The 24974-nt window shown below is 68.4% G+C and carries 30 protein-coding genes; 5 read left to right on the forward strand and 25 right to left on the reverse strand.

What is annotated here, in order from left to right:
• The 4 genes from ACZ5IQ_RS24185 to ACZ5IQ_RS24200 all read right to left on the reverse strand — a co-directional run bounded on the left by ACZ5IQ_RS24185 (nt 1) and on the right by ACZ5IQ_RS24200 (nt 3965).
• Nucleotides 1-609 carry a histidine phosphatase family protein gene (locus ACZ5IQ_RS24185; protein WP_135356132.1) on the reverse strand — a complete coding sequence of 203 codons (609 nt, stop codon included), beginning with the start codon at nt 607-609 and terminating at the stop codon, nt 1-3.
• On the reverse strand, nt 606-1910 hold the full coding sequence (gene hemL / locus ACZ5IQ_RS24190; protein ID WP_135356131.1) for a glutamate-1-semialdehyde 2,1-aminomutase: 1305 nt from the start codon (nt 1908-1910) through the stop codon (nt 606-608). The genes ACZ5IQ_RS24185 and hemL overlap by 4 nt, the downstream gene beginning before the upstream one ends.
• 323 nt (nt 1911-2233) lie before the next feature.
• A complete protein-coding gene (locus ACZ5IQ_RS24195) occupies nt 2234-2620 on the reverse strand; it encodes a pyridoxamine 5'-phosphate oxidase family protein (protein WP_061004059.1) in 387 nt (128 codons plus the stop codon).
• A 16-nt stretch (nt 2621-2636) separates the two neighbouring features.
• The gene (locus ACZ5IQ_RS24200) at nt 2637-3965 is read right to left on the reverse strand and encodes an aspartate aminotransferase family protein (RefSeq protein WP_064858637.1); all 1329 of its coding nucleotides are present in this window, start codon (nt 3963-3965) and stop codon (nt 2637-2639) included.
• Between the two features lie 127 nt (nt 3966-4092).
• Between ACZ5IQ_RS24200 and ACZ5IQ_RS24205 the strand changes: the two genes are divergently transcribed.
• Nucleotides 4093-4473 carry a nitroreductase family deazaflavin-dependent oxidoreductase gene (locus tag ACZ5IQ_RS24205; RefSeq protein ID WP_135356130.1) on the forward strand — a complete coding sequence of 127 codons (381 nt, stop codon included), beginning with the start codon at nt 4093-4095 and terminating at the stop codon, nt 4471-4473.
• Here ACZ5IQ_RS24205 and ACZ5IQ_RS24210 read toward each other — a convergent pair.
• On the reverse strand, nt 4470-4856 hold the full coding sequence (locus ACZ5IQ_RS24210; RefSeq protein WP_064858689.1) for a carboxymuconolactone decarboxylase family protein: 387 nt from the start codon (nt 4854-4856) through the stop codon (nt 4470-4472). The two genes, ACZ5IQ_RS24205 and ACZ5IQ_RS24210, sit on opposite strands and share 4 nt — an antisense overlap.
• Nucleotides 4857-5011: 155 nt before the next feature.
• Between ACZ5IQ_RS24210 and ACZ5IQ_RS24215 the strand changes: the two genes are divergently transcribed.
• Both ACZ5IQ_RS24215 and ACZ5IQ_RS24220 read left to right on the forward strand, forming a co-directional pair.
• Nucleotides 5012-5353, forward strand: coding sequence for a DUF485 domain-containing protein (locus ACZ5IQ_RS24215; protein ID WP_464480396.1), 342 nt, complete (start codon nt 5012-5014; stop codon nt 5351-5353).
• Nucleotides 5353-6984 carry a solute symporter family protein gene (locus ACZ5IQ_RS24220; RefSeq protein ID WP_226519637.1) on the forward strand — a complete coding sequence of 544 codons (1632 nt, stop codon included), beginning with the start codon at nt 5353-5355 and terminating at the stop codon, nt 6982-6984. The genes ACZ5IQ_RS24215 and ACZ5IQ_RS24220 overlap by 1 nt, the downstream gene beginning before the upstream one ends.
• Here ACZ5IQ_RS24220 and ACZ5IQ_RS24225 read toward each other — a convergent pair.
• From ACZ5IQ_RS24225 to ACZ5IQ_RS24280, 12 genes are all read right to left on the reverse strand, one after another.
• Entirely contained in the window at nt 6981-7595 is a 615-nt protein-coding gene (locus ACZ5IQ_RS24225; RefSeq protein WP_226522261.1) for a maleylpyruvate isomerase family mycothiol-dependent enzyme, read from the reverse strand. The two genes, ACZ5IQ_RS24220 and ACZ5IQ_RS24225, sit on opposite strands and share 4 nt — an antisense overlap.
• 5 nt (nt 7596-7600) lie before the next feature.
• Nucleotides 7601-8194 (reverse strand): TetR/AcrR family transcriptional regulator, encoded by a 594-nt coding sequence (locus ACZ5IQ_RS24230; RefSeq protein WP_226519638.1) that lies wholly within the window; start codon nt 8192-8194, stop codon nt 7601-7603.
• Nucleotides 8181-9065: an oxygenase MpaB family protein gene (locus ACZ5IQ_RS24235; RefSeq protein WP_226519639.1), complete on the reverse strand. Its 885-nt coding sequence runs from the start codon at nt 9063-9065 to the stop codon at nt 8181-8183. The genes ACZ5IQ_RS24230 and ACZ5IQ_RS24235 overlap by 14 nt, the downstream gene beginning before the upstream one ends.
• 39 nt (nt 9066-9104) lie before the next feature.
• Nucleotides 9105-9347 (reverse strand): hypothetical protein, encoded by a 243-nt coding sequence (locus ACZ5IQ_RS24240; RefSeq protein ID WP_226519640.1) that lies wholly within the window; start codon nt 9345-9347, stop codon nt 9105-9107.
• Nucleotides 9344-9844, reverse strand: a complete 501-nt coding sequence (locus ACZ5IQ_RS24245) for a DUF3093 domain-containing protein (protein ID WP_226519641.1) — start codon at nt 9842-9844, stop codon at nt 9344-9346. The genes ACZ5IQ_RS24240 and ACZ5IQ_RS24245 overlap by 4 nt, the downstream gene beginning before the upstream one ends.
• A complete protein-coding gene (locus ACZ5IQ_RS24250; protein ID WP_226519642.1) occupies nt 9841-10245 on the reverse strand; it encodes a preprotein translocase subunit SecD family protein in 405 nt (134 codons plus the stop codon). The genes ACZ5IQ_RS24245 and ACZ5IQ_RS24250 overlap by 4 nt, the downstream gene beginning before the upstream one ends.
• A gap of 158 nt (nt 10246-10403) precedes the next feature.
• Nucleotides 10404-10907: a hypothetical protein gene (locus tag ACZ5IQ_RS24255; RefSeq protein WP_138250620.1), complete on the reverse strand. Its 504-nt coding sequence runs from the start codon at nt 10905-10907 to the stop codon at nt 10404-10406.
• On the reverse strand, nt 10904-11884 hold the full coding sequence (hemB, locus tag ACZ5IQ_RS24260; RefSeq protein WP_138250621.1) for a porphobilinogen synthase: 981 nt from the start codon (nt 11882-11884) through the stop codon (nt 10904-10906). Before hemB ends, ACZ5IQ_RS24255 begins: the two co-directional genes overlap by 4 nt.
• Nucleotides 11885-11893: 9 nt before the next feature.
• A complete protein-coding gene (locus tag ACZ5IQ_RS24265) occupies nt 11894-13579 on the reverse strand; it encodes a bifunctional uroporphyrinogen-III C-methyltransferase/uroporphyrinogen-III synthase (protein WP_138250622.1) in 1686 nt (561 codons plus the stop codon).
• Nucleotides 13580-13582: 3 nt separating this feature from the next.
• Nucleotides 13583-14542 carry a hydroxymethylbilane synthase gene (gene hemC, locus ACZ5IQ_RS24270; protein WP_061001491.1) on the reverse strand — a complete coding sequence of 320 codons (960 nt, stop codon included), beginning with the start codon at nt 14540-14542 and terminating at the stop codon, nt 13583-13585.
• Nucleotides 14543-14548: 6 nt separating this feature from the next.
• Nucleotides 14549-15919, reverse strand: a complete 1371-nt coding sequence (locus tag ACZ5IQ_RS24275) for a glutamyl-tRNA reductase (RefSeq protein WP_267324008.1) — start codon at nt 15917-15919, stop codon at nt 14549-14551.
• A gap of 176 nt (nt 15920-16095) precedes the next feature.
• Nucleotides 16096-16365, reverse strand: coding sequence for a glutaredoxin family protein (locus tag ACZ5IQ_RS24280; RefSeq protein ID WP_256370122.1), 270 nt, complete (start codon nt 16363-16365; stop codon nt 16096-16098).
• Nucleotides 16366-16398: 33 nt separating this feature from the next.
• Here ACZ5IQ_RS24280 and ACZ5IQ_RS24285 point away from each other — a divergent pair, with 33 nt between their 5' ends.
• Together ACZ5IQ_RS24285 and ACZ5IQ_RS24290 are read left to right on the forward strand one after the other, a co-directional pair.
• Nucleotides 16399-17307: an HAD family hydrolase gene (locus ACZ5IQ_RS24285; RefSeq protein WP_135356120.1), complete on the forward strand. Its 909-nt coding sequence runs from the start codon at nt 16399-16401 to the stop codon at nt 17305-17307.
• 66 nt (nt 17308-17373) lie between these two features.
• Nucleotides 17374-17904, forward strand: a complete 531-nt coding sequence (locus ACZ5IQ_RS24290) for an FAS1-like dehydratase domain-containing protein (RefSeq protein WP_135356119.1) — start codon at nt 17374-17376, stop codon at nt 17902-17904.
• A 207-nt stretch (nt 17905-18111) separates the two neighbouring features.
• Here ACZ5IQ_RS24290 and ACZ5IQ_RS24295 read toward each other — a convergent pair whose 3' ends face one another.
• The 8 genes from ACZ5IQ_RS24295 to ACZ5IQ_RS24330 form a co-directional block, all read right to left on the reverse strand.
• Complete coding sequence (locus ACZ5IQ_RS24295; RefSeq protein WP_464480397.1) at nt 18112-19188, reverse strand: lysophospholipid acyltransferase family protein; 1077 nt, start codon at nt 19186-19188, stop codon at nt 18112-18114.
• 15 nt (nt 19189-19203) lie between these two features.
• On the reverse strand, nt 19204-20322 hold the full coding sequence (locus ACZ5IQ_RS24300; RefSeq protein ID WP_061001486.1) for an SDR family oxidoreductase: 1119 nt from the start codon (nt 20320-20322) through the stop codon (nt 19204-19206).
• Nucleotides 20323-20361: 39 nt separating this feature from the next.
• The gene (locus ACZ5IQ_RS24305) at nt 20362-20463 is read right to left on the reverse strand and encodes a 30S ribosomal protein bS22 (RefSeq protein ID WP_003402602.1); all 102 of its coding nucleotides are present in this window, start codon (nt 20461-20463) and stop codon (nt 20362-20364) included.
• 226 nt (nt 20464-20689) lie between these two features.
• A complete protein-coding gene (locus tag ACZ5IQ_RS24310) occupies nt 20690-20914 on the reverse strand; it encodes a cell division/environmental response transcriptional regulator (RefSeq protein ID WP_029105159.1) in 225 nt (74 codons plus the stop codon).
• Between the two features lie 139 nt (nt 20915-21053).
• Nucleotides 21054-21917: a pyrroline-5-carboxylate reductase gene (gene proC, locus ACZ5IQ_RS24315; RefSeq protein ID WP_138250626.1), complete on the reverse strand. Its 864-nt coding sequence runs from the start codon at nt 21915-21917 to the stop codon at nt 21054-21056.
• 28 nt (nt 21918-21945) lie between these two features.
• Complete coding sequence (locus ACZ5IQ_RS24320) at nt 21946-22791, reverse strand: sugar phosphate isomerase/epimerase family protein (protein WP_061001484.1); 846 nt, start codon at nt 22789-22791, stop codon at nt 21946-21948.
• A gap of 11 nt (nt 22792-22802) precedes the next feature.
• Nucleotides 22803-23975 carry an FUSC family protein gene (locus ACZ5IQ_RS24325; RefSeq protein WP_464480398.1) on the reverse strand — a complete coding sequence of 391 codons (1173 nt, stop codon included), beginning with the start codon at nt 23973-23975 and terminating at the stop codon, nt 22803-22805.
• Nucleotides 23972-24958: a Ppx/GppA family phosphatase gene (locus ACZ5IQ_RS24330; RefSeq protein ID WP_029105158.1), complete on the reverse strand. Its 987-nt coding sequence runs from the start codon at nt 24956-24958 to the stop codon at nt 23972-23974. Before ACZ5IQ_RS24330 ends, ACZ5IQ_RS24325 begins: the two co-directional genes overlap by 4 nt.
• Nucleotides 24959-24974: the final 16 nt, after the last annotated feature.

Here is a 24974-nt window from a genome sequence, read left to right on the forward strand (position 1 = left end):
TCACTGTCCGGCCAGCTCCGAATATCCCCAGCCGACCATCTGGTCACCATGGAAGTAGAACGACGTCACCGACGCCAGGTTGCACATCCGCTTGGTCGGGAAGTGGTGCAGGTTCTTGCCGAGCATCGCGCGGCGCAGCGTCTCCACGGGCAGCTGATGACTGACGCACACCGCCTCGTGCCCCATGCCCTTGATCCGGGCGCGGTCCACGGCGGCCGTCATGCGCGCCGCGATGTGCTCGTACGGCTCGCCCCACGACGGGGTCTTGGGGTCGCGCAGGTGCCACCAGTTCCGCGGGTCGCGCAGGGCGCCGTCACCCGGCGAGACCCGTTGTCCCTCAAACACGTTCGTTGACTCGATGAGCTCGGGATCGGTGTCGATGGGCAGGCCGTGCCGGGCCGCGATGGGCGTCGCGGTCTCCTGCGCGCGTTCCAGCGGCGAGGCCACGACGTAGACGATGTCGCGCTCGGCCAGCCAGCCGGCGACCGCCGCGGCCTGTGCCTGCCCACGCTCCGAAAGGTGAAAATTGGGCTTGCGGCCGTAGAGGATCTTGTCCGGGTTGTGGACCTCGCCGTGACGCATCACGTGCACGATCGTCCTGTCGGTCATGCGGGCTCCTGAGCTTGGGCGGCGGCCTGCGCGGCGGCGGGCAGCGCGTCGGCGATCCGGTCGAACGCAGCGTCGTCGAGTGCGGCCGAGACGAACCAGGTTTCGAAGGCACTGCACGGCGGATAGATCCCGGCGTCCAGCAGGGCGTGGAAGAACGCCGGGTAGCGCCAGGTCTCGGTCGCCTTGGCAGATGCGAAGTCGGTGACGGGCGCGTCGCCGAAGAACACCGTCAGGAAGTTTCCGGCACGCGAAATCCGGTGCGCCACAGAGGCTTCGGTCAGCGCGTCGGACAGCAGCCCGGACAGCCGGTCGGCGTTGGCATCGAGGGCGCGGTAGACGGCGTCGTCGGCGGCGCGCAGCGTGGCCAGGCCCGCGGCCATCGCGACCGGGTTCCCCGACAGCGTCCCGGCCTGGTAAACCGGGCCCAGCGGGGCGAGGCGTTCCATCACCTCGGCGCGGCCACCGAACGCCGCGGCCGGCAGCCCGCCGCTCATGACCTTGCCGAACGTGAAGAGGTCGGCGGCGACGGGATCGAGTCCGTACCAGCCGCCACGGCTGACGCGGAAGCCCGTCATCACCTCGTCGATGATGAGCAGCGCGCCGTGCTCGGCGGTGATCTGCCGCAGCGCGGCGTTGTAGCCCGCGGCCGGCGGGACGGTGCCCATGTTGCCGGGGCTGGCCTCGGTGATGACGCAGGCGATCTGGTCACCGGCCGCGGCGAAGGCCTGGCGGACCGCCTCGACGTCGTTGTAGGGCAGCACGATGGTGTCGGCGGCGGCCGCCCCGGTGACGCCCGGTGACGACGGCAGCCCCAGCGTGGCGACGCCCGAGCCGGCGTCGGCCAGCAGCGCGTCGCTGTGGCCGTGGTAGCAGCCGGAGAACTTGATGATCTTGGGCCGGCCGGTGAAGCCGCGGGCCAGCCGGATGGCGCTCATGGTCGCTTCGGTGCCCGAGTTCACGAAGCGGATGCGCTCGACGGGAGCCACCCGGTCGATGATCTCGCGCGCCAGCTCGGTCTCGGCGGGCGTCGGGGCGCCGAACGACAGGCCGTTCACCGCGGTGGTCTGTACGGCCTCGACCACGGCGGGATGCGCGTGGCCCAGGATCATCGGGCCCCACGAGCACACCAGGTCGACGTAGCGGTTGCCGTCGGCGTCGGTCAGCCAGTAGCCGCCCGCCGAGGTGATGAAACGAGGGGTACCGCCGACCGAGCTGAAGGCCCGCACAGGCGAGTTGACCCCGCCGGGGATCACGGTCGACGCGTCGGCGAACAGTTTCGCGGAGACGTCGGTAGAGCGCATGGCCACCAGTGTCCCAGCCGCGCGCGAATGGACCAACTACAGGGTGTAGGAGCTGGCTCACGTTGGCGTGAGTCCGCGGCCGGCGACAGCCGAGATGGGCGAAATGCAGCCACACGCGCCACTCCTGTGAGGCTCTCCCCCCACACCTTTCGCCCGGAGCCGTCAACTTTCCTTGACGTCAAGGAAAGTTGACGGGCTGAGATCGCACGTGTCATCAGAGATACGACACGCCCGAGCCGACACGCCGACGTCTCCCCCGACGTGCCGCCAGAGCGCCAGAACAGCCGGGAAGGCGATCTGTGTGCACCGTCGCGGTACGTCCGCTAGTTCTGCGGCGTCAGCTTGAAGACCGGGTGGTCGGCGTCGTCGGGCAGCTCGCGCCAGTACTGCTCGACGACCTTGCCCGCCAGCGGCCGGTACGCCGCGATGATCGGCGCCCGGTCCGCGACCGGTACCTCACTGGCCAGGTAGTTCTTCTTGCCGAGCGCCACCACCGGGTTCTCCCGGACGTTCTTCACCCACGCCGATTCACCACGCGTCGACACCAGGTACTTCACCCCGTCGACCGTCGGCACCACGACCGGGATGCGCTGCGGCAGATGGTTGGAGCTGCGGGTGACCGTCAGCGTCTGGCTGCCACCGATACCGGTCAGCCGCGCGATCGGGTTGAAGACATGGACGACGAACCACGGCGGCTTGAGGTAGGCCATGCGCCAAAGCGTATGGCTATACGGCGCTCAGCGCATCGTCCAGAATGTCCAGCCCGCGCTTGGCGTCGTCGATGCTGATGTTGCACGGCGGCACCAGGTGAAAGCGGTTGTAGTTCATGAACAGCAGCAGGCCGTTCTGCTTGGCCCGCGCGTTGATGGCGCCCATCTCGGGCGACGACCCGCCGTACGGCGCCAGCGGCTCCTTGGTGGCGCGGTCCTTGACCAGCTCGACGGCCCAGAACACGCCCAGACCGCGGACGTCACCGATGATGTCGTGCTTGTCGGCCAGCGCCGCGAGGCCCGGGCCGAACACGTCGGTGCCGATCAGCTCGGCGTTCTCGACGATCTTCTCGTCGTGCATCGCCGTGATGGTCGCGACGGATGCCGCGCACGCCAGCGGGTGGCCCGAGTAGGTGAGGCCGCCGCCGTACGGCTGGTCCAGAAAGCGCTCGAGGATCTTGTCGCTGACGATGACGCCGCCGAGCGGGACATAACCGGAGTTGACGCCCTTGGCGAACGTGATGAGGTCCGGGGTGACGTTGTAGTTGTCGAGCGCGAACCACTTGCCGGTGCGGCCGAAACCGGCCATGACCTCGTCGAGGATCATCACGATGCCGTACTGGTCGCACAGCTCGCGCACGCCCTGCAGGTAGCCGGGCGGCGGCGGCATGATGCCGACGGTGCCGGGCACCGACTCGAGGATGATCGCGGCGAACGCGCTCGGGCCCTCGAACTCGATGACCGACCGCAGGTGCGCCAGGGCGCGCTCGGACTCTTCCTCCTGCGTCAGCGAATTGAACTGGCTGCGGTACAGGAAGGGGCCGAAGAAGTGCGTGGTGCCCTCGGTGCCGTAGTCGTTGCCCCAGCGGCGGACGTCGCCGGTGAGGTTGACCGTCAGCGCGGTGCCGCCGTGGTAGCTGCGGTAGGTCGACAGCGTCTTGTAGCGGCCGGTGTAGACGCGGGCCATACGGATGGCGTGCTCGACGGCATCGGCGCCACCGTTGGTGAAGAACACCCGGTTGAAGCCCTCGGGGGCGACCTGGCAGATCAGGTCGGCGGCCGTGGCGCGGGCCTCGTTGGCATGCTGCGGCGCGATGGTGCACAGCTTGGCGGCCTGCTCGGCGATGGCGGCGACGACCTTGGGGTGCTGGTGGCCGATGTTGGTGTAGACGAGTTGGCTCGAGAAGTCGAGGAGACGGTTGCCGTCACCGTCGATGAGGTAGCTGCCCTCGGCGCCGGTGAAAACCATCGGGTCGAGCTTCCCCTGGGCCGACCACGAGTGGAATACGCGGCTGCGCTCCAGGTCATAGATCCGGCGGGCGTCAGCGTTGGCGGGCGCAGGCATGCATTCCTCCTCGGAGATGAATCAGCGGGTTACGGGCTGGTGTGCGACACAGCGTCGTCGCCGCTACCGGTCGGTAACTTTACTCGCTCCCCTGGCCGCCCCAACCACGATGGCGCACGATGGGGACATGCAGATTCCGCAGTCGGTCGCCCGGTTCAACCGTCGAGTCACCAACCCCATCCAACGGCTGTGGGCCGGCCGCGCGCCGACGTTCGGCATCCTCGAGCACGTCGGGCGCAAGTCCGGCAAGACGTTCCGCACGCCGCTGACGGTGTTCACCACCGCCGACGGCTTCGCCATCCTGCTGACCTACGGCCCCGACCGCGACTGGCTCAAGAACATCACGAAGTCCGGCGGCGGCAAGCTCACCCGGCGCGGCCAGACGTACGACGTCGTCGACCCGCGGGTGGTGAGCAAGGAAGACGCCGCCCCGCTCGTCACCGGGTCGCTACGTAAGGTGTTCCCGCGCTTGCCTTTCGAGCAGGCGGTGCTGTTACGTCGGGCCTAGCGCGTTTCGTCCAGTACCTGCTGCACCACGCGCATCGCGCTCAGCGCCGCGGGCGCGCCGCAGTAGCCCGTGGCGTGGATGATCGCCTCGACGATCTCCTCGCGGGTGAGGCCGTTGTTGAGGCCGCCCCGCACGTGGCCGGCGAGTTCCTCATGGGCGCGCAGCGCGGTCAGCATGCCGAGGTTGAGCAGGCTGCGGTCGCGGCGGCTCAGCCCCGGCCGGTTCCACACCGCGTCCCAGACGTGCTCGGTGACGAAGCGCTGGATCGGCTCCGACTCGGTGCCGCTGGTGCGGGCCAGCGCGCGGTCGACGAACTCGTCGCCCATCACCTGGCGGCGGGTGGTGATCCCGGCGTCGAACGCCGAACCTGGCTCGCTGGTCATCCCTGAGTCCTTCTCTCGATGTGGCTGCCGCCGACCGTAGCGCAGCACTCCGAGGCCGAATTCGGTGAACACAACGCGATACCGGTCGCGGGTGACCCAGCTCTCAATTAGGTTCATGCCCGATTCACCTCACAGCCAACTGCCAGGAGCCATCGGTGCCCGAAACCGACCGTCCCGAGAGGGTTGCCCCCACCGGGGAGCAGTTCCTCGCCATGCAAGCCAGCCCCGAGTTCCAGGAATTGCGAACCAGGCTGCGCCGCTTCGTGTTTCCGATGACCGCGTTCTTCCTGGTGTGGTACGGCCTCTACGTCGCACTCGGGGCCTTCGCCCATGACTTCATGGCCATCCGGGTGTTCGGCAACATCAACGTCGGACTGTCGATCGGATTGGGCCAGTTCCTGACGACGTTCGTCATCACCGGGCTGTACGTGCGTTTCGCCAACCGCGAGCTCGACCCGCGGGCCAGCGCCATCCGTGACGAGCTCGAGGGCGCCTGATGCACACCACCGTTCTCGCCGCCGCGACCGTCGGCAACCCCGTCGCCAACATCGGCATCTTCAGTGTGTTCGTCATCGTGACGATGGTCGTGGTCATCAAGGCCAGCAAGCGCAACGCCACCGCCGACGAGTTCTTCACCGGCGGCCGCGGTTTCTCCGGTCCGCAGAACGGCATCGCCATCGCCGGCGACTACCTGTCGGCCGCGAGCTTCCTCGGCATTGCCGGAGCCATCGCCGTCTACGGCTATGACGGCTTCCTGTACTCCATCGGCTTCCTGGTCGCCTGGCTGGTGGCGTTGCTGCTCGTGGCCGAATTGCTGCGCAACACAGGCAGATTCACCATGGCCGACGTACTGAGCTTCCGACTCAAGCAGCGCCCGGTCCGGCTGGCGGCGGCCACCTCGACGCTGACGGTGTCGCTGTTCTACCTGCTGGCCCAGATGGCCGGGGCGGGCGGTCTCGTCGCCCTGCTGCTCGACGTGAAGAGCCGCGGCGGCCAGTCGATCGTCATCGCCGTCGTCGGCGTCCTGATGATCGTCTACGTGCTGGTCGGCGGCATGAAGGGCACCACGTGGGTGCAGATCATCAAAGCCGTGCTGCTGATCACGGGCGCCGCGCTGATGACGGTCATGGTGCTCGGCAAGTTCGGGTTCAACTTCTCCGACATCCTCGGATCGGCGCAGTCCGCGATCTCGCACGCCACCACCAAGGGCGTGTCGAGCCGCGACGTCCTGGCCCCGGGCGCACAGTACGGCGGTTCGCTCACCTCGAAGATCAACTTCGTCTCGCTGGCCCTGGCGCTGGTACTCGGCACCGCGGGCCTGCCGCACGTGCTGATGCGCTTCTACACCGTGCCGACAGCGAAAGAGGCGCGGCGGTCGGTGGTTTGGGCCATCGCGTTGATCGGTGCCTTCTACCTGTTCACGCTGGTGCTCGGCTACGGCGCCGCCGCCCTCGTCGGCCCGGACCGGATTCTCAAGGCCGCCGGTGGCGTGAACTCCGCGGCCCCACTGCTGGCGTTCGAACTCGGCGGCGTGATCCTGCTCGGCGTCATCTCGGCGGTGGCGTTCGCCACCATCCTCGCGGTCGTGGCCGGCCTGACCATCACGGCGTCGGCGTCGTTCGCGCACGACATCTATGCGTCAGTCCTCAAGTCCCACAAGGTGACCGAGGACGAGCAGGTACGGGTCTCCCGGATCACCGCGGTCGTGCTCGGTGTGTTCGCGATCGGCCTGGGCATCCTGGCCAACGGCCAGAACGTCGCGTTCCTGGTGGCCCTGGCCTTCGCCGTGGCGGCCGCGGCCAACCTGCCGACCATCCTGTACTCGCTGTACTGGAAGCGGTTCAACACCCGCGGCGCGCTGTGGAGCATGTACGGCGGCCTGATCTCGACCATCGTGCTGATCGTGTTCTCGCCTGCCGTGTCCGGTACCAAGACCTCGATGATCCCCGGCGCCGATTTCGACTTCTTCCCGCTGGCCAACCCGGGCATCGTGTCGATTCCGCTGGCGTTCGCGCTCGGCATCATCGGCACGCTCACCTCGTCGGACAGCGGGGATCCCGCTCTGGGCGCCGAGATGGAGGTGCGGTCGCTGACCGGCGTGGGCGCCGAGAAGGCCGTCGAGCACTAAGCCCCGAGGTTGCGCCGCAACCGGCCCACCCCGGGGCCGGTCAGGTCGTCCAGGGCGCAGGGCCGGGCGACCATCACCATCAGCAGGGCTTCGGCGGGCCCGGAGGCTACCGGTCCGCGGCCGAACGACCAGTCCAGGTCGGTGGCGACCAGCCGCACTCCCCTGGCCCGCCACGCGCCGCGCAGCAGCGGCGCGTAGCGCGCGAAGTCCAGCACGGCCGTCAGTCGCTCGGGCGGGATCTGCCGGGGCAGTCCCAGCGGCCTGCGGATGTCCTGTTGGTGAATCATCGCGTCCGACAAGGCGATCCGACCGCGGAAGCCTGTCGTCAGACCACGCGGAACCACATGGGCAGCGAGCGCGGCCCGCAGCTCGTCGATACTGCGGCCCGCGTGCCGCGCCAGCACCGCGGCATTGATCCGCGGCGGAAAGAGCCCACCGCGCAGGAACTCCCGGACCGTCTCCGCACCACTGAGCTCGTCGTATCCGATGATGTGGCCGACGACGTCGCGCACCCGCCATCCGGTGCACAGCGACGGCTGTTCCCACTGTTCGGCACTGAGTCCGCCGAGAAAATCGACGAGGTCCTGACGTTCGGCCCGGGCCATCGCCATGGAGTTCACACGGACGAGTGTGCCCGCAGTACCGTTGGCAGGCTAGGTAGAAAGTGCCGGGCGGCGAAGGCCCGGATGTCGTCGGCGCTGTCCAGCGCCTCGACGCTGGGCAGCAGCAGCACCATCGCGGCGTAGCGCAGGATGGTGTCGGCCAGGTCGTTGACGGCTTGCTCCCCGATCCGGTCGGCGAACCCGTCCGGGAAGATGACGCGCAGCGCGGCAGCCATCCGGCCCACGGCCGCACCGTAGTGCCGCTGCATGAGTTCGATGACCAGCGCGGGCTCGTCGGTCATCATCCGGTTCAGCACACGGTGCCGCCGGAAGCGCAGGATCGACAGCGTGAACGCTTCGACGTACAGATTCGATTGCGGCCCCGCGGTTTTCAGCTCAGTGGCGATGTCGTCGAACAGCGCGACGTTCTCCCGTTCGACGACGGCGGCCACCAGCTCATCGCGGTTGGCGAACCGCCGGTAGATCGTGGTCCGGCTGACGCCGGCCCGTCGCGCCACGTCGTCGAGCGCGACGCGGCGGAAGCCGTGTTGTTCGAATTCGACGAGCGCGGCATCCAGGATGGCGCTCGTCGCACTAGCCGCGGGCATAGCCCTTTTGCGCAAATGTGTTGTACCGCAACGACATCGGCAGCCGGTCCCACAGCCAGTTCACGGGCTTGGTGCGCCAGGCGGCGGCGAACAACTGGTAGGCGCGTTCCTGTCGGTCGGACCAGGGCAGCTCCAGCAGGTCCCGCGCCCGCGGCGGGAGCCCGCCGGTGGTCAGGAAGGCTGCGACCGGGTTGAACACCGGTGCGACGACGCGCCACACCGCCGGGTTGACGGCCTTGGGCCGCGGAAAGCCTTTGGTCACGTAGCCGACGCCGTAGCGGGCCGTCTTGTGCGGCACGGCAACGTCATTCATCATCCGGTCCCAGTACTGCTCGAATTCGGCGTAGGTGGCCGGCATCGGCCGGTCACTGACACCATAGCGGCGGTACCAGGTCTTGGACTCCAGGTAGATCTGTTCCTTCTCGGCATCAGTGAGCCGTTTGACGAAAGTGTCCGCGAAGTACAGCACCTGCTCGACGAACGTGGCGTGCGCCCAGTAGTAGGTCTCGGGATCGAGCGCGTGATAGCGGCTGCCGTCGGGCATGTCGCCCTTGATCTCGCGGTGGAAGTCGCGGACCTGGGTTCCGGTGTTCGCGTCATCGGTGCCGTACACGGTGCGGAAGATCGGCGGCAGCGACCGCTTGATGCGCGCCGAGGTGTCGGCGAAGAACACCGAATGGTCCAGTACGCCCTGGCCGAGCTGGGCCAGCATGTTCTGCAGCACCGCCGGCCGCGGGCCGATCAGGTACATCCGGTTGTCGCCGAAGTATTTCCACACCAGCGAGTCCGGCCCGAGCGGCAGGGCGTCGACACTGCCCGTCGCTCCGCTCGCCCCGGCGACCAGTTCGGGCTGTTCCGCAAGATCGGTCATGCGGAACAGTGTTACAAATTTTGCACTCTGTAACAACCCCTATTTGGCGCGCCGCCACCTCGCGGTACCCACCACGGCGAGAACGCCGGCCAGGGTCGCCAGCAACAACGACAGCGTGATCAGCGACGGGTCATAGATCACCGACGTCTTCACGGGCTCGCCGGGAATCACCGGCGCGACGTCGGCGAGCGACGATGCGGCCAGCCAACTCAGCACCGAGCCGATGGCGGCCAGCAGCGCCGCCGCGAGTGCACCTGCGGCGACGATCCTGCCGCCACTCATTCGTCGTCGTCCTCGCCCAGTTCGCGCACACCCAGCGCCTCCAACTGCGCGCGCAACCCGCGATGCCGGCGCGCCCAGGCCTGACCGCTGCGCTCACCGGACAGCTTGACCCCGATCCCCGTGCGCCCACGCGGAACACCCGTCAGCTCCCCGAAGGCCCGGTACGACTGCCAACGGGGCACATCGGCGCCGCGCGCCTCCGGGAACATCCCGACCATGTCCGAGACGCGGATGGACTCCGTGCCCTGGCGCAGGTATTCGGGGGTGAGTTCGACGGACGTGTGCAGGCGTGCAGCCTTGACCTGCAACCCCAGGAACCCCGTGACCAGCACCAGGAACACCACCGGGACCAGCGGGTCAAGCCGGTGCGCGGACCACAACTGCATCGCGGCGATGGAACCGGCCGAGAGGGGGCCCAGCACCAGCCACCACCAGCTGGCACCTACCTCGTGGAACAGAACCTGCTCGGCGTCTGCCTCTGCGGGCGCATCCGTCACGTATCGGCCTTTCCGTCGAACCAGGACTGCGCCGGGGGCCGGGTGATCGAGACCATCCCGCCGATCGCCAACGCCATGACAACCGTCAGCACCAGGAATCCCAACGGATCCGCCCCGAATACCAACAGCAGCAGAGCAATCAGCAGAACTGTCGCCATCGCCAAAGCGATCGCGGCCCGGCGAAACCGCGCATCACCGCGTCGCGTCCGGCCGGCCAGAAACCCGAGACCGAGCCCGACGGCCGCCAGCAGCCCGCCGATAGCTCGGAACTGACCGGGGATACTCAAGCTGAGCTGCCACGAACCGATCGCGGCGAGCAGACCTCCGGCCACCACCCAGCACCAGAAAGCGGCCGTGACGGCCTGCGGTCGAGCAGATGCGGAAGGCGTGGGCTCAGTCATATCCGGGCCAGCCTAGCTGTGCCGTCCCGCGGCAACGGGACAGACTGGTCGCGAAGCAGGCGGCCGTGCCGAATGTGCACATTGATCGCCGGCGAGCGGCCCCGAATTGCACGCTTCGGGCGGCGTGTCCCGGTACAGACACGGCCCCTCGCGGGAGGTCAACGCACGAAGTAAGCGTTCGAGTCGGGGCGGTGCAGGAGATACACGCCGCCGCCGATCAGCACGGTGCCTCCGATGCCGCACACCGCGTAGCCCAGGGCCGCGGCCGCGCCGTGGTAATTGGCGAACAGATTGGTGGTCAGATACAGGATCGTGGCCGCGGACCCGCCGGTGAGGATGCTGCGGGCCCAGCGGTAGCCCTGCCGCAGCAGCACCAGGAACGTGGCCACCAGGACCGCGATGATGAACAACATCAGACCGGACACCGCGTACGCGTAGCCCGACACCTCCCGCTCGGGCGTCGTCAGCAGGTTGATGACGTAGCCGATCAGCGACAGCGGCAGCGCGGCCGTCCACAGCCAGAACCCGGTGACGACGTCCTGCGGCATCTCGCGCGGCTCAGGTGCGGGTCCGTCCGGCCCCTGACCGTGCCCCGGGCCCGGATAGGGCGGGTACTGCGGGTTGTAGGGGTGTTGCGGGTCGTGCGGGTTGTGTGGGTTCACCGCAGCCAGCCCGCGACGTCCGTCGCCCAGTACGTGAGGACGATGTCGGCACCGGCGCGCCGAATGCTGAGGAGCGACTCCAGAACCGAGGCCCGCAGGTCGATCCAGCCGTTGGCCGCGGCGGCGCTGATCATCGCGTACTCGCCCGAAATCTGGTACGCCGCAACGGGTACCGGTGACATCTCGGCAGCGGCGCGGACCACGTCCAGGTAGCTCATCGCCGGCTTGACCATCACCATGTCGGCACCTTCGGCGAGGTCGAGTTCGATCTCGCGCACCGCTTCGCGGGCGTTACCCGGATCCTGCTGGTAGGTACGGCGATCGCCCTGCAGGCTCGAGCCCACGGCCTCGCGGAACGGGCCGTAGAACGCCGACGCGAACTTGGCGGCGTAGGCCAGGATCGCGACGTCGATGTGCCCGGCGTGGTCCAGCCCGTCGCGGATGGCCGCCACCTGCCCGTCCATCATGCCGCTCGGGCTGACCACATGCGCACCCGAATGCGCTTGCGCGACAGCGAGTTTGATGTATTGCTCGTTGGTCGCATCGTTGTCGACCCGGCCGTGCGCGTCCAGGACGCCACAGTGCCCGTGATCGGTGAATTCGTCCAGGCAGGTGTCGGCCATCAGCACGGTCGAATCGCCGAGGTCCGAATTCAGGTCGCGCAGTGCCACATTCAGGATGCCCTCGGGGTTGACGCCCTCGGACCCGGTGCCGTCCTTGTCACTGTCGCACGGGACGCCGAACAGCATCAGCCCGCCGACACCGGCCTCGACGGCTTCCGCCGCCGCGCGGCGCGCCGAATCCCGGGTGTGCTGCACGACGCCGGGCATCGAGCTGATGGGACGCGGCTCGGCGAGCCCATCCGCGACGAACATGGGCAGCACCAGATGCCGTGGCTCCAGCGAGGTTTCGGACACCAGACGCCGCAGCGCCGGGGTGGTACGCAGACGCCGCGGCCGCTGTCGTGGGAAAGCCATACGCCGAGTTTAGCGGCGCCGGCTCTTCTTACGCGGCGGCGGCAACGCACCCTCGGCCCGGAGCCGAGCGGCGTGCTCGGCCAGCGCCTCGACCAGCGGGCCGACTGCGGCGGTCTCCGGCTGCACGTCCACGCGCAGGCCGAATTCGGCTGCGGTTTCAGCGGTTTTCGGGCCGATGCAGGCGACGATGGTCCGGGCGTGCGGTTTGCCGGCGATGCCGACCAGGTTGCGCACCGTGGAGCTCGAGGTGAAGCAGACGGCGTCGAAACCACCGGTCTTGATCATCTCGCGGGTGTGCGCCGGCGGCGGTGCCGCCCGGACGGTCCGGTAGGCCGTGACGTCCTCGATCTCCCAGCCACGCTCGCGCAGGCCCTCGGCCAGCGTCTCGGTGGCGATGTCGGCGCGCGGCAGCAGCACCCGGTTCACCGGGTCGAAAATCTCGTCGTAGTCCGGGAATTCGTCCAGCAGGCCCAGCGACGACTGCTCACCGGCAGGCACCAGCTCGGGGTTGATGCCGAACGCGCGCACCTTGTCCGCGGTGGCCTGACCGACGCACGCGATCTTCACACCGGAGAACGCGCGGGCGTCCAGACCGAACTCGTTGAACTTCTCCCACACCGCACGCACCGCGTTGGTGGAGGTGAACACGACCCACTGGAAGCGGCCGTCGACCAGACCCTTGACCGCGCGCTCCATCTGGGCGGGGCTGCGCGGCGGCTCGACCGCGATGGTCGGCACCTCGATCGGCAGGGCGCCGTGGCCCACGAGACGATCGCTCATCTCGCCGGCCTGGTCCTTGGTCCGCGGCACCAGCACGGTCCAGCCGTACAGCGAGCGGCTCTCCCACCAGTTCAGCTTGGCCCGGTGCGCCACGGTCTTGCCGATGGTCACGACCAGCGGGCCCGCCAGCGGACCGACCGGCTCGGGGCCGACCGGCTTCTCCAGCACGGCCTTGTCCAGCAGCCCGGCCAGCGTGGTCTCGATCGACCGCTGCTGGCAGGTGGTGCCGTTGGCCGTCACGACACACGGGGTGTTGTCGGTGAGGCCGTATTCGATCAGGGTGCGGGCGGCGTCCGGCAGGTGCGACACCGTCGCGTGCAGGATCAGCGGCCCGGGGGCGGCGGCCAGCGCGGCCCAGTCGACGTCACCGCGGACGTCGGCCACGGTGTGCGACGAGCCGACGGGCAGGCCCGCGTAGGTGGGCACCGCCGTCGACGACGGCAGGCCCGGCACCAGCTCGAAGTGCGCCGCGGTCTTGGCCAGGGCGTTCACCTCGGTGATGACCGAATCGACCGACAGCGGGTCGCCGGCGACCAGACGCACGACGTCGACACCGGTCTTCGCCTCGGCGATGAGCAGCTTCGCCACCTCGGTGGGGTCGCCCAGCGCGGGGCGGACGTCGACACCGTGCGGGAACGTCATGGTGGGCGCGGCGGCCGGAGCCGGCGCGGCAGCGTCGTCGGCCTTGGCGTCGGCAGCCGGCTCGGCGTCGGCCGGGTGCGGCCCGGACGTCGGCGGCAGGTCGGTGCCGATCAGCGCCAGCACCGCCTCGGGCACATCAGGATCGGTGAAGACCAATGCCGCATGCGCCAAAACGTTCCGCGCACGCGTCGTCAACAGGCCCGGGTCACCGGGGCCGGAACCGACAAAGGTGATGCGGCCGGGCTTGTGCTGCTTACGCACTCGGGTCGTCATCTCTCACTCCCGCTCTACAGTCCGCTGATCCAACACGTCACGCGCACCCAGGTCGAACAACTCCGCGGCCAACGAGAGCCCCAGCTCCCGTGCCCGTTCGGGGGTCCCGATCCCGGACGCCCGGATCACGTCGGATCCGTCCAGCGCCGCCACGCAACCGCGCAACGACAGCTCTTCGAAGACTCGGCCGTCCTCGTCGATGGACTCGACCACTTCAGCGATCGCACCCACCGGCGCGGAACAACCCGCCTCCAGTTCGGCCAACAGGACTCGTTCGGCAGTGATCGCGGCGCGCGTGTCGGGATCGTCGAGCTTTCCCAGCAGCGTCGCCAGCTCGGTGTCACCCACTCGGCACTCGACCGCGAGGGCGCCCTGCGCCGGCGCTGGCAACATCTGCACCGGCTCGAGGCTCTCGGTGACGGCGTCGAGTCGTCCGATCCGGGCCAGACCCGCTCGGGCGACGACAACAGCGTCGAGATCACCACTACTTACCCTGTTCAACCTGGTATCTAGGTTGCCTCGTAGGGGGCGGATTTCCAAACCGAGACCCAGTGCTCTAAGCTGTGCCGCCCGTCGCGGGCTCGACGTGCCGATCACGGAGCCCGCCGGCAACTCCCCCAGCACCAATCCGTCACGCGCCACCAAGGCATCCCGCGGGTCTTCCCGCGGCGGCACAGCGGCGATGACGAAGCGCTCGTCGGGTGCGGTCGGCAAATCCTTGTACGAGTGCACCGCGACGTCGATGCGGCCGTCGGCCATGGCGTGCCGCAGCTCCGCGGTGAACACGCCGATGCCGATGTCTGCGACGGGCGCCTGCGACCGGTCGCCTTCGGTGCTGATGATGACCAGCTCCGCGGGTTGGCCCAGAGCTATCAGAGCGTCACGGACGGTGCCGGCCTGCGTGGTAGCCAGCAGGCTGCCCCTGGTGCCGATCCGGACAACGTTTTCGAGGGTAGTTACCAAGTGTGGTTACTCAGCCTTGTCGTGGTGGGAATGCGGCTCGCCTGCCGCCAAATCTGGTGCCACCAAGGGCAATTCGCCGGCGGACACCGCGTCGATGGCCTGCGGGTCCAGCTCGAACAGCTCGCGCAGCGCCTCGGCGTAGCTGTCACCGCCGGGCGCGCTGGCCAACTGCTTGACCCGCACCGTCGGCGCGTGCAGCAACTTGTCGACCACCCGGCGGACGGTCTTGGCGACCTCATCGCGGTGGGCGGCGTCGAGTGTCGGAACCCGGTTGTCGAGCCGCAACAACTCCGCTTCGACGACGTCGGCAGCGCGCTGACGCAAGGCCGTGACAGTCGGCGTGACCTCGGCCATCCGCTGCCCGGCCAGGTAACTGGCGACCTCCGCAGCGACCATCGAGCGGGCCGCTTCGGCATCCGAGGCCGCGGCCCGGGCCGACGGTTCGCGCTGGATCCGGTCCATGTCGATCACGTGCACGCCGGGCAGGCCGGCAATCGCGCCGTCGACGTCGCGCGGCATGCCCAGGTCACAGATGACCAGCTGGCGATGTTCGGGACGGTTCATCAGCCCGCGGTGCGCATCGGCCAACGACACCACCGGGCGAACCGCGCCGGTACAGGCGACGACGACGTCGGCATTGCCCAGCGCGACGGCGATGTCGTCGAGGGTGTGCGCCGCGGCGTCGACCCCCTGGGCCTTCAGATTCTCGACCATGCGCTCGGCCCTCGGCAGCGAGCGGTTGACCACCTCGACGCGGGCGATCCCGGCGCGCGTCAGATGCGCGGCGGCCAGGGCACCCATGGAGCCGGCGCCGATCACGGCGGCCGTCAGCCCCGTCAGCGACGTCAACTTGTTCTTGGCCATGTCGAGCGCCACCGACACCACCGAAGCGCCCGCGGCGTCGATCCCCGTCTCGGAGTGGACGCGCTTACCGACCGACAGCGCCCGCTGCGACAGCTCGTGCAGGGTGCGGCCGACCGTCTGGTGCGCCTCGGCGGAGGTGTAGGCGCGGCGCACCTGGCCCAGCACCTGCGCCTCGCCGATGACGGCCGAGTCCAGGCCACTGGCCACCGCGAACAGATGCTCGACGGCCGCCTCGGCGTAGCGCACGTAGGCGTACTTGGTGAGGTCGTGAAGCGACATACCGGACCGCTCGGAGAGCACCGAACCGATCACCGAGAGCCCGCCGTGGAAGGCGTCGACGACGGCGTACACCTCGACCCGGTTACAGGTGGAGAGCACCATCGCCTCGGTGACCAGAGAGGACTGCAGCAGCAGCTCGATGATCTTGGCCTGTTCGGCCTCGTCGGTGCTGAGCTGCTCGAGCACAGAAACCGGCGCACTGCGGTGCGAAACCCCGAAGAGCAGGACGCTCACGGCCTCATCACCTCGTAGCACCTCCGTTGGGCAAGAAGGTTTCCCGGGCCTCTTCTGGCCGCAGGAACGCCTTCAAAGCTAGCCGCTCACCAGCCCGCCGACCAAATTTGCTATACGCACGCCGGACCCCGGGGTGCGTGGTCCGATCGGGCCGGCCCAGAGGTCGGCCCACCGCGTCAACCTGCCAAGTCGGCGCGCAGCTGCTCCTCGTCGACCTCCCAATAGCTGTGCTCAACGTCATCGAGGAGCACCACGGGTAGCCGATCGCCGAATTCCGCGCGCAGGGCGGTGTCCCCGGCCGCGGCCAGGACATCGACATCCGTGCTCGTCAGGACGAATCCGAGCTCGTGGGACAGCTCGACAAGCTGAGCCGCCGCGCGCTCGCACATGCTGCAGCCGGCGCGGGTGAGCAACGTCACGCGGTGGCTGTTCCCTGATCGATCCACGCGCAACAGTATGGCGTGACCTACTGTTGAACCGTGTCCGAATCCAGCCCCGTGACTGCCGACGAGCCCACGGGCACGCCCGTGCCCTCCGGAGCTGATGACGTCACCGAACTCGATGCGGCCGAGCGTGATTCCGGAGCCGACGAACCCGCCACCCCGGTGCTCCCGCCGCCGCCGGACCTCACCGCGGCGGCGTTCTTCGACGTCGACAACACGCTGGTGCACGGCTCGTCGCTGGTGCACTTCGCCCGCGGCCTGGCCGCCCGGGACTACTTCAAGTACTCCGATTTGGCCCGTTTCGCCTACGCGCAGGCCAAGTTTCAGGTCACCGGCAAGGAGAACAGCGACGACGTCGCCGCCGGCCGGCGCAAGGCCCTGTCCTTCATCGAGGGCCGGCAGACCGCGGAACTGGAAGCGCTCGGCGACGAGATCTACGACGAGATCATCGCCGACAAGATCTGGCAGGGCACCCGGGCGCTTGCGCAGATGCATCTCGATGCCGGCCAGCAGGTCTGGCTAGTCACCGCCACGCCGATGGAGCTCGCTCAGACCATCGCCCGCAAGCTCGGGCTGACCGGGGCGCTGGGCACCGTCGCCGAGTCGGTCGACGGCGTCTTCACCGGCCGACTGGTCGGTGAGATCCTGCACGGTGTCGGCAAGGCGCACGCGGTCCGTCAGCTGGCCATCCGCGAGGGCCTGAACCTGCGCCGGTGTACCGCCTACTCGGACAGCTTCAACGACGTACCGATGCTGTCGCTGGTCGGCACCGCCGTCGCCATCAACCCCGACGCCGCCCTGCGCGACGTCGCCCGTGAACGCGGCTGGGAAATCCGCGACTTCCGGACCGCCCGCAAGGCCGCCCGCATCGGCGTGCCGTCGGCACTGGCGCTCGGCGCGGTCGGCGGGGCGCTGGCGGCGATGGCGTCACGCAAGGGCAACTAGGGCTTTTCGGGGCTCGCCAACGACCATTTGGTCGTCGTCGGCGCGCACAGACTAAGCTCAGCCGCCATGGGCATTGCGGACGACATCATCGGGACCCACTTCCGGTATCCGGATTACTTCGAGGTCGGCCGCGAGAAGGTCAAGGAGTTCGCGCAGGCGGTCCAGGACGAGCACCCGGCCCATTTCTCCGAGGAAGCAGCCGCTGAGTGCGGCTCGGACACGCTGATCGCGTCGCTGACGTTCATCGCCGTCGCCGGGCGCCGGGTGCAGCTGGAGCTGTTCAACCAGTTCGACGTGCCGATCAACCTGGAGCGCGTGCTGCACCGCGACCAGAAGCTGATCTTCCACCGCCCGATCAAGGTCGGCGACCGGCTGTGGTTCGACTCGTACCTGGATTCGGTGATCGAGTCGCACGGCACGGTGATCGCCGAGATTCGCGCCGAGGTCACCGACGACTCCGGTGAGCCGATCATGACGAGCATCGTCACCATGCTGGGCGAGGCGCAGAGCGACGACGAAGCCGGTGAGGTCAGCGCGCAGATCGCCGCGGCCCGCGACGCGGCCATCGCGAAAATGGTTGCGGCACAAAAGGGTTAACTCCCGAAACTCTCACCGCGAGCGGCCGTGTCTGTACGGCGACACGCGGTGAACTGCGCACATCAACGTGCCCCTCGCGCGCGACGAGCGGCCCCGAAATGCACGCGTAATGCGGCGTGTCTGCGTACAAACTCCCCCGCAAGCGGGTGGTACCCCCAGGCCGGCTCGCCCGAGTCGCGCAAGCACACGGGGCTCGCGGAAATTGAATTACAGGAACGTGCCGCGGCGATTGGCGAGCAGCTGGTACAGCGTCTGCTGGATGGTCGCGCGGACCTGGTCGGTCAGCTCGAAGGTGATCATCGGGTCGTCGGCGGCGGACTCGTCGTAGTCGGCCGTCGAGATGGGCTCGCCGAACTGGATGTACCACTTCGACGGCAACGGCAGCAGGCCGATGGGCCCGGCCAGCGGGAACAGCGGCGTCAGCGGGAAGTACGGCAGCCCGAGCAGCCGGGCGAGCAGCTTCACGTCGCCGATCTTGGGGTAGATCTCCTCGGAGCCGACGATCGAGCACGGCACGATGGGCGCACCCGAGCGCAGCGCCGCCGAGACGAAGCCGCCGCGGCCGAACCGCTGCAGCTTGTACCGGTCCTTGAACGGCTTGCCCAGCCCCTTGTACCCCTCGGGGAACACGGCGGTCAGTTCGCCGGCCTCGAGCAGCCGGTGCGCGTCGGCGGTGCAGGCCATGGTGTGCCCGGCCTTGCGAGCCGCCTGTCCCACCACCGGCAGGTCGAAGACGAGGTCGGCAGCCAGCAACCTCAAGTCGCGGTGTTTCGGGTGCTTGTCGTGCACGGCGACGGACGTCATCAGCCCGTCGAACGGCAGCACCCCGGCGTGGTTTGCCACGACCAGCGCGGCGCCGTCATCCGGAAGGTTCTCGATACCGGACACCTCGACGCGGAACCACGAGTTGAAAAGCGTTCGCAGCAAAGGAAGAAACACCGCGTTGTTGAGATGCGGGTCGAATCCGAATTCATCGACACGGTAATCACCGGTCATGCGCTTGCGAATGAAATCCGAAGCGGCGCCGATACGTTGGGCCAGTTCGTTGGGTTCGTCGGCGGCCGGGGCGCCGGACGCAGCAAACCGGTGCTGGTCGATCTCGCGGACCACGGCGGCGATCTGCTCGGCAGATGCGCGGATCCCGGGGTCGGTCAACAGCGAAGGATGTCGCAGCGTCGCATCGCGTTTCGACGCCCGCCGCTGCGCAGCAGCGCGTGTCGAATTCGAATGTAGCGGAATGACTTTGGCTTTAGATTCGCCCGCCACGTCAATATCTCCCACCATCAAAAACTTGCGAAATCAGCGTCCCCACCGCTGTGCTGCGGCCACTGCACGACGCTCCACTGAGCGTACCCATCCTGGGTCGATAATGGGCGTCAGCGCGCGGCCTGAAACGTAATCGTCAAAAGCCTCCATGGTCGTCCACTTTGGGGTGTAGCCGAGTTCCCTCGTCATCCGCGTGGTGTCCATGACCCGGCCGTAGCGCATGTAGTCGGACTGTTCGCGGTCCAATTCGACGCCCGCGGTCGCCCGGCGCCAGGCGTCCAGCACCCACATCGTGGGGCCGGCGAGCGGCAACCCGATGCGGCCGGACCGGCGAATGGCCTGGCTCATCAGGATGACGCCCGACGCCCCGATGTTGAAGGTGCCGGCGCGTCCCACCAGGGTGGCACGTTCCAGCGCCCCGAGGGCGTCCTGCTCGTGCAGCAGTTGCAACCGGGCGTCATGCCCGAAGGCGGTCGGCACCAACGGGCCCGCGAGGTACCGCGAGAGCGCGGTGTCCATGGCCGGGCCGATCATGTTGGCCAGCCGCAGGATGGTGACCGCGATGTCGGGTCGCCGCCGCGCGAGACCGCGTGCGTAGCCCTCGATGTCGATGCTGTCGCGGGCGAAGCCCTCCCCCGGTGGCCGGCGGGCGCTGCTGTCCTCGGTGAACATCACCGGATCACGCGGACTGGCCCCGTAGATCTCCGATGTCGACTTCAGGATCACCCGACGGACCGAAGGTGCCTTCTGACAGGCCGCGAACAGCTGCATGGCGCCCATCACGTTGAGCTCTTTGAGCGCAGCGCGACCGGATTGCGGCACGTAGGACGCCGCCGCCGCGTGGACGACGGTGTCGACGTTGCCGTTCCGGATCACCTTGGCGATGAAGGGATTGCGGATGTCCGCGCGGACGAACTCCGCGCGGCCCATCCGCCGCAACATGTCCTTGCTCGGCGTGATCGCGTCGACCGCGATCACATGCTCGATGAGCTGGTTCTGAGCGAGTCTGGCTGTCAGATATCCGCCCAGGAACCGGCACGCACCCGTGACCAGCACCACCTTGGGGTGGTGCAGGGTCTCGGGGATGTCCGGGCCGGAATCGCTTCCGCCCGGCGTTGTGGGCCGGCTTCCGGGGCGTCCGTCGGCATCCATTTGGTCAGCCTAGTGGGCGACGCAAACGAGCGCTGAGAACTACTTACCGAGTTTTCTGCGCTGAACCCGAGTGCGACGAAGCAGCTTGCGGTGCTTCTTCTTCGACATGCGCTTACGCCGCTTCTTGATGACTGAACCCATAGACTTTGAAGTCTCCGCTACTAGACGTCGATCCGTGAAGATCGGTGTGAAACCAACCCCGCCACTTTACCCGGCGGGGTTTCCCGTCACGAAAACGCCTGCTGGATACGCCCGCTCAGCAGCGATTTCGGCGTGCTCTGTCGCGTCAGGGAGACAGTGCACGCCGAAATCGCGGAATCGGTGCTGCGCACGCAAGGTGCGCAGCACTCAGCCGGGCGCGCGGAGACTAACCCGCGTCGTGGTACGAGGACTCGAGGAGGTCGTGCACCGCCTTGGCGTGCACCCGAAATGAGCGGCCGACACGCACCGCGGGCAACTCCCCGTTGTGTACCAGCCGGTATACCGTCATCTTGCTGACCCGCATAAGGCTCGCAACCTCGGCAACAGTCAGGAACTGCGTTCGTGGCTGATCGCCACCGTCACGCGCCGATGGCCCGTTCATAGACGTCATCGCAACCCAATCAATCAGGCACGGCCAGCTCCAGCGGCTTCCCCTCCGCTGGCACCAACGCGTGCTTACGAGAAGGAGAATAGCGTGGCCAATGTGGTTATTGCGACGGGTGTGGGGTAATCAATCTGAAATCTTAGAACTACTCAGATGTAATTCTTAGCTGCTCAGACCGTGTTTTTGCCGCTTCGACGGCACTCGCGACGGCAGACCGCAGCCCACCCCGTTCGAGTTCCCGCAGACCAGCGGCGGTCGTGCCGCCCGGAGAGGTCACCGAGGCCCGCAATTGCGCGGCGCTGGTGTCGAGCGGACCGACCACGGAACCAGAGCCGGATTCCGTCATCCGGTCGAGCAACATGGCGGCCGCACCGGCCATCGTCTGGGCCGCCAACTCGGTTGCCACGGGCCGCGGGAGGCCCGCCGCGACACCCGCGTCGACGACCGCCTCCACCATCAGGAAGAAGTACGCGGGGCCCGAACCGGAGACCGCGGTAACCGCGTCCATCTGCTTCTCCGGCACCGTCAGCACCGCGCCGACGGCGGAGAAGATCTCCGACACCTCGGCCAGCTGCGCGTCGTTCGCGTACCGGCCCCGTGACAGCGCGGTGATGCCCGCACCGACCAGCATGGGCGTATTCGGCATGACCCGCACCACCGGCGAGCCGGCCGGCAGCTTGGCCTCGTAGAAGGCGGTGGGAACGCCCGCAGCCACCGACACCACGACCTGCTCGACGCTGCTGCTGTCGGCGTCCGCGGCCGCGTCGGCCAGGGTCTCGACGACGCCCTCGACGGCGTCGGGCTTCACGGCCACGATCACGTAGGCGGCGTTCTCCGCGGCATCGGCGACATCGGTGACCCGGACGGAGTACTTCTCGGCGAGCTGCGCGGCGCGGGCCGGATAGGCCTCCGCGACCACCAGATCCTTGACCTGCCGCCCTGACTGCAGCAGCCCCGCCAGCAGGGCCTCGCCGATATTTCCGCCACCGATGATCGCAATTCTCGCCACGCCGACAGCATGCCAGGACGGCGGCGGGTCAGCGCAGCAGGTGCCGACGGGCGAACTCGAGCGACTCGACGAGCAGCGCCTCACGCTCGGCGTTGTTGCGCGCCGCGGACGTGGTGACCTCCAGGATCACGTGCCCGGAGAACTCACTGGCGGCCAGCATCTGGCAGATCTGCACCGTCGGCTGGCTGCCGCGCCCGGGCACCAGGTGTTCGTCGGTGGACGCGCCGTTGCCGTCGCACAGATGCAGGTGCACCAGCCCCTTGCCCATGCGCCGCGCCATGTCGACGGCATCGGTGCCCGCCGTCGCCGAATGCGACAGATCCAGGGTGTAGTGGGCGTGATTGCCGTCCAGCGGGTCGTAGGACGGCGCGAACGCCGAGATCCCGGGTCCCGGGGCCCCGCCGCGCTTACGCATCCGCTCGATGGACGGCTGGCCGGTGCCGAAGAACCGGTCGGTACGGAACGGGAACATGTTCTCGACCGCGACCAGCACGTCGCTCGAGGCCTCGAGCTCGGCGACCTGATCGGAGAAACCCTCGGCGTACCGGCGTTGCCACCGGAACGGCGGATGCACGACGACGGTCTGCGCACCCAGCTGTTCGGCGGCCCGCACGCTGCGTTCCAGCTTCGGGATCGGGTTGGAGCCCCACACGCGCTGTGAGATCAGCAGACACGGCGCGTGCACGCTGAGCACCGGGACTCCCCAGCGCTGCGACATCCGCTCGACGGCGTCGATGTCCTGGCTGACGGGCTCGGCCCACACCATCAGTTCGACACCGTCGTAGCCGAGGCGGGCGGCGTACTCGAAGGCAGCTTCGGTCCGCAAGGGATAGACCGACGCGGTGGACAGACCTACCTTGATGGCGGGACGCACAGGCCTCCGGTTCAGGCTGAGTAGAGCAGTGCCAAGGGTCCGAACGTGACCAGACCGCCGACCAGAATCGCGATCAGCGTACTGGCCAGGTCGTGATCCTTTCGGATCACCCGGATCCCGGCGACCAGGCCCAGGATCACCAGCATCGACAGCATCAGCGCCACGATCTGGTTCCAGCGCCACAGCTGGTCGAAGGCGAAGAACATGCCTGCGCCGAACGCGACGGCCAGCAGGCTCTGCCCGACGACCCAGGCGCCGCGCTTGAGGCCGGACCCGGACTTCTCGTCGTCCTCGTGGTCGGTCTCGTCGTGGTCGGCCTCGCGGTCGATGGCTTCGTGGTCGACGTCCTCGTCGTGGACGTCGTGGGCGGCGACCAGCTCTTCCCGACGGGTGTCCGCGTCGGCGGCGAAGCCACCGAACAGGGCGTCGTAGCGCTCGCTGCGGCCATTGCGTGACGGCTGACGCGGCGGCACGGGAGCGGCCTCGGTCGCCACGGTGTCGTCGACGACGGGCACGGCGCCGGTGTCGAGCTTGGCGACGGGCTCGGCGTCGGTGAGCGAGAGCAGATCGTCGTCGATGTCCGCGTCGGCCGGCACGTCCTCGTCGACCGGGTCGGGGCTCATCTCCTCGGCGCCGCGGACCGGCTTGAACGACCAGCGGAAGGCGGGCTTGCGCGACGGCGCCACGAACTCCAGCGGGTCGGCCTCGGCGTCGCGACGGCGCAGGTGGTCCTCGTAGTCGTCGACCGCGGCATCGGCGGGCGCGGGCTCGACGATGTCGGTGTGCAGCATCTCGTCGTCGACGACGTAGTGGGCGCCGGTGTCGTCGGGCTCCATCTCGTCGGCCGCGGACGGGGTCTCGTCCTCGACGGCGACAGCCGCCTCCTCGACAGCGGCCTCCGCTTCCGGCTCGGCGACGGGCTCGGGTTCGGGTTCGGCGACAGGCTCGGAAGCCGTTTCCTCCGGAGCCGGGGCCGCAGGGGCCTCAGCCGGCTCTGCGTGCGGCGTCTCCGGCCGGATGATCGGGATTTCGCCGGTCAGTTCGGCGACGGTCACCGCGTCGCTGTTCCCCCGCCGCCGGCGCCGGCGGCCACCGACCGGCGGCGCACCGATGGTGCCGTTCTTGGCCAGCAGCTCGGCGACCGAGATCGGTCGCGTCGCCGAGAAGTCGTCTGAATCTGTCATCGTGTCTCGCCTTTGGCGGGAGCCAATCCCGCGAACGTTTCGACCAAGTCGGTTCCATCGGCTTCACTGTCGAGTTTCCGCAGGATCACACCCTCCCGCAATGCCCACGGGCAGATGTCCACGGAGTCGAGCGACAGCGCTCGCATGGTCGCCTCGGCCACCAACGCACCGGCCACGATCTGTGGCGCGCGGTCGGCACTCACCCCCTCCAGTTCGGCTCTATCGGCGGTGGTCATCCTAGAGATGAAAGATATGAGCTGTCTGAGGCCGGCGGCGGTCAACGTGCGCTTCACGCGCGGGCCCGCGCCCGACGGCGCCGCACCGGTGAGCCGCGCCAGCGACCGGAACGTCTTCGACGTCGCGACCGCGAGCTCCGGTGTACCGGCCGCCAGCACCTTGGCCGCCGAGGCGGAAATCTCGTTGTCGAGCCAGTCACGCAGCACCGCCACGCGCCGCCGCCCGGGCGGATCCTCCTGCAGCCATTCGCGCGTCAAACGGCCCGCACCCAGCGGCATCGACAGTGCGACGTCGGGTTCTTCGTCGATGCCGCCCGAGAGCTCGAGCGATCCGCCGCCGATGTCGAGGTTGATGATGCGGCCCGCGCTCCAGCCGTACCAGCGGCGCACGGCCAGGAAGGTGAGCCGCGATTCGTCGACCCCGGACAGGACCTGCAGCTGGACGCCGGTCTCGGCCCGCACCCGCGCCAGGACCGCCTCGGAGTTGGTGGCATCCCGGACCGCAGATGTGGCGAACGCCATAAACTCGGCGCACCCCGAGCTGGTGGCGATCTTGGCGAACTCGTCGACGGTCGCGACGAGGCTGTCGGCACCCTTGCGGGTCAATTTGCCGGTGTCGTCGATCGCCTCGGCAAGGCGCAGTGAGGCCTTGGTCGAACTCATCGGTGTCGGGTGCCCGCCGCGGCGCGCGTCGACTACCAACAGATGAACGGTGTTACTGCCCACGTCGAGGACGCCCAATCGCACGGAAACCACGGTAACG

Source organism: Mycobacterium toneyamaense (genome assembly GCF_055384815.1).

Bases quoted from the DNA above. Each gene is read 5' to 3' on its own strand.
- ACZ5IQ_RS24185 (WP_135356132.1), bottom strand. From the start codon at position 609: ATGACCGACAGGACGATCGTGCACGTGATGCGTCACGGCGAGGTCCAC.
- hemL (WP_135356131.1), bottom strand. From the start codon at position 1,910: ATGCGCTCTACCGACGTCTCCGCGAAACTGTTCGCCGACGCGTCGACC.
- ACZ5IQ_RS24195 (WP_061004059.1), bottom strand. From the start codon at position 2,620: ATGGCCTACCTCAAGCCGCCGTGGTTCGTCGTCCATGTCTTCAACCCG.
- ACZ5IQ_RS24200 (WP_064858637.1), bottom strand. From the start codon at position 3,965: ATGCCTGCGCCCGCCAACGCTGACGCCCGCCGGATCTATGACCTGGAG.
- ACZ5IQ_RS24205 (WP_135356130.1), top strand. From the start codon at position 4,093: ATGCAGATTCCGCAGTCGGTCGCCCGGTTCAACCGTCGAGTCACCAAC.
- ACZ5IQ_RS24210 (WP_064858689.1), bottom strand. From the start codon at position 4,856: ATGACCAGCGAGCCAGGTTCGGCGTTCGACGCCGGGATCACCACCCGC.
- ACZ5IQ_RS24220 (WP_226519637.1), top strand. From the start codon at position 5,353: ATGCACACCACCGTTCTCGCCGCCGCGACCGTCGGCAACCCCGTCGCC.
- ACZ5IQ_RS24225 (WP_226522261.1), bottom strand. From the start codon at position 7,595: ATGGCGATGGCCCGGGCCGAACGTCAGGACCTCGTCGATTTTCTCGGC.
- ACZ5IQ_RS24230 (WP_226519638.1), bottom strand. From the start codon at position 8,194: ATGCCCGCGGCTAGTGCGACGAGCGCCATCCTGGATGCCGCGCTCGTC.
- ACZ5IQ_RS24235 (WP_226519639.1), bottom strand. From the start codon at position 9,065: ATGACCGATCTTGCGGAACAGCCCGAACTGGTCGCCGGGGCGAGCGGA.
- ACZ5IQ_RS24240 (WP_226519640.1), bottom strand. From the start codon at position 9,347: ATGAGTGGCGGCAGGATCGTCGCCGCAGGTGCACTCGCGGCGGCGCTG.
- ACZ5IQ_RS24250 (WP_226519642.1), bottom strand. From the start codon at position 10,245: ATGACTGAGCCCACGCCTTCCGCATCTGCTCGACCGCAGGCCGTCACG.
- hemB (WP_138250621.1), bottom strand. From the start codon at position 11,884: ATGGCTTTCCCACGACAGCGGCCGCGGCGTCTGCGTACCACCCCGGCG.
- ACZ5IQ_RS24265 (WP_138250622.1), bottom strand. From the start codon at position 13,579: ATGACGACCCGAGTGCGTAAGCAGCACAAGCCCGGCCGCATCACCTTT.
- ACZ5IQ_RS24290 (WP_135356119.1), top strand. From the start codon at position 17,374: ATGGGCATTGCGGACGACATCATCGGGACCCACTTCCGGTATCCGGAT.
- ACZ5IQ_RS24295 (WP_464480397.1), bottom strand. From the start codon at position 19,188: ATGGTGGGAGATATTGACGTGGCGGGCGAATCTAAAGCCAAAGTCATT.
- ACZ5IQ_RS24300 (WP_061001486.1), bottom strand. From the start codon at position 20,322: ATGGATGCCGACGGACGCCCCGGAAGCCGGCCCACAACGCCGGGCGGA.
- ACZ5IQ_RS24305 (WP_003402602.1), bottom strand. From the start codon at position 20,463: ATGGGTTCAGTCATCAAGAAGCGGCGTAAGCGCATGTCGAAGAAGAAG.
- ACZ5IQ_RS24310 (WP_029105159.1), bottom strand. From the start codon at position 20,914: ATGACGTCTATGAACGGGCCATCGGCGCGTGACGGTGGCGATCAGCCA.
- ACZ5IQ_RS24325 (WP_464480398.1), bottom strand. From the start codon at position 23,975: ATGACAGATTCAGACGACTTCTCGGCGACGCGACCGATCTCGGTCGCC.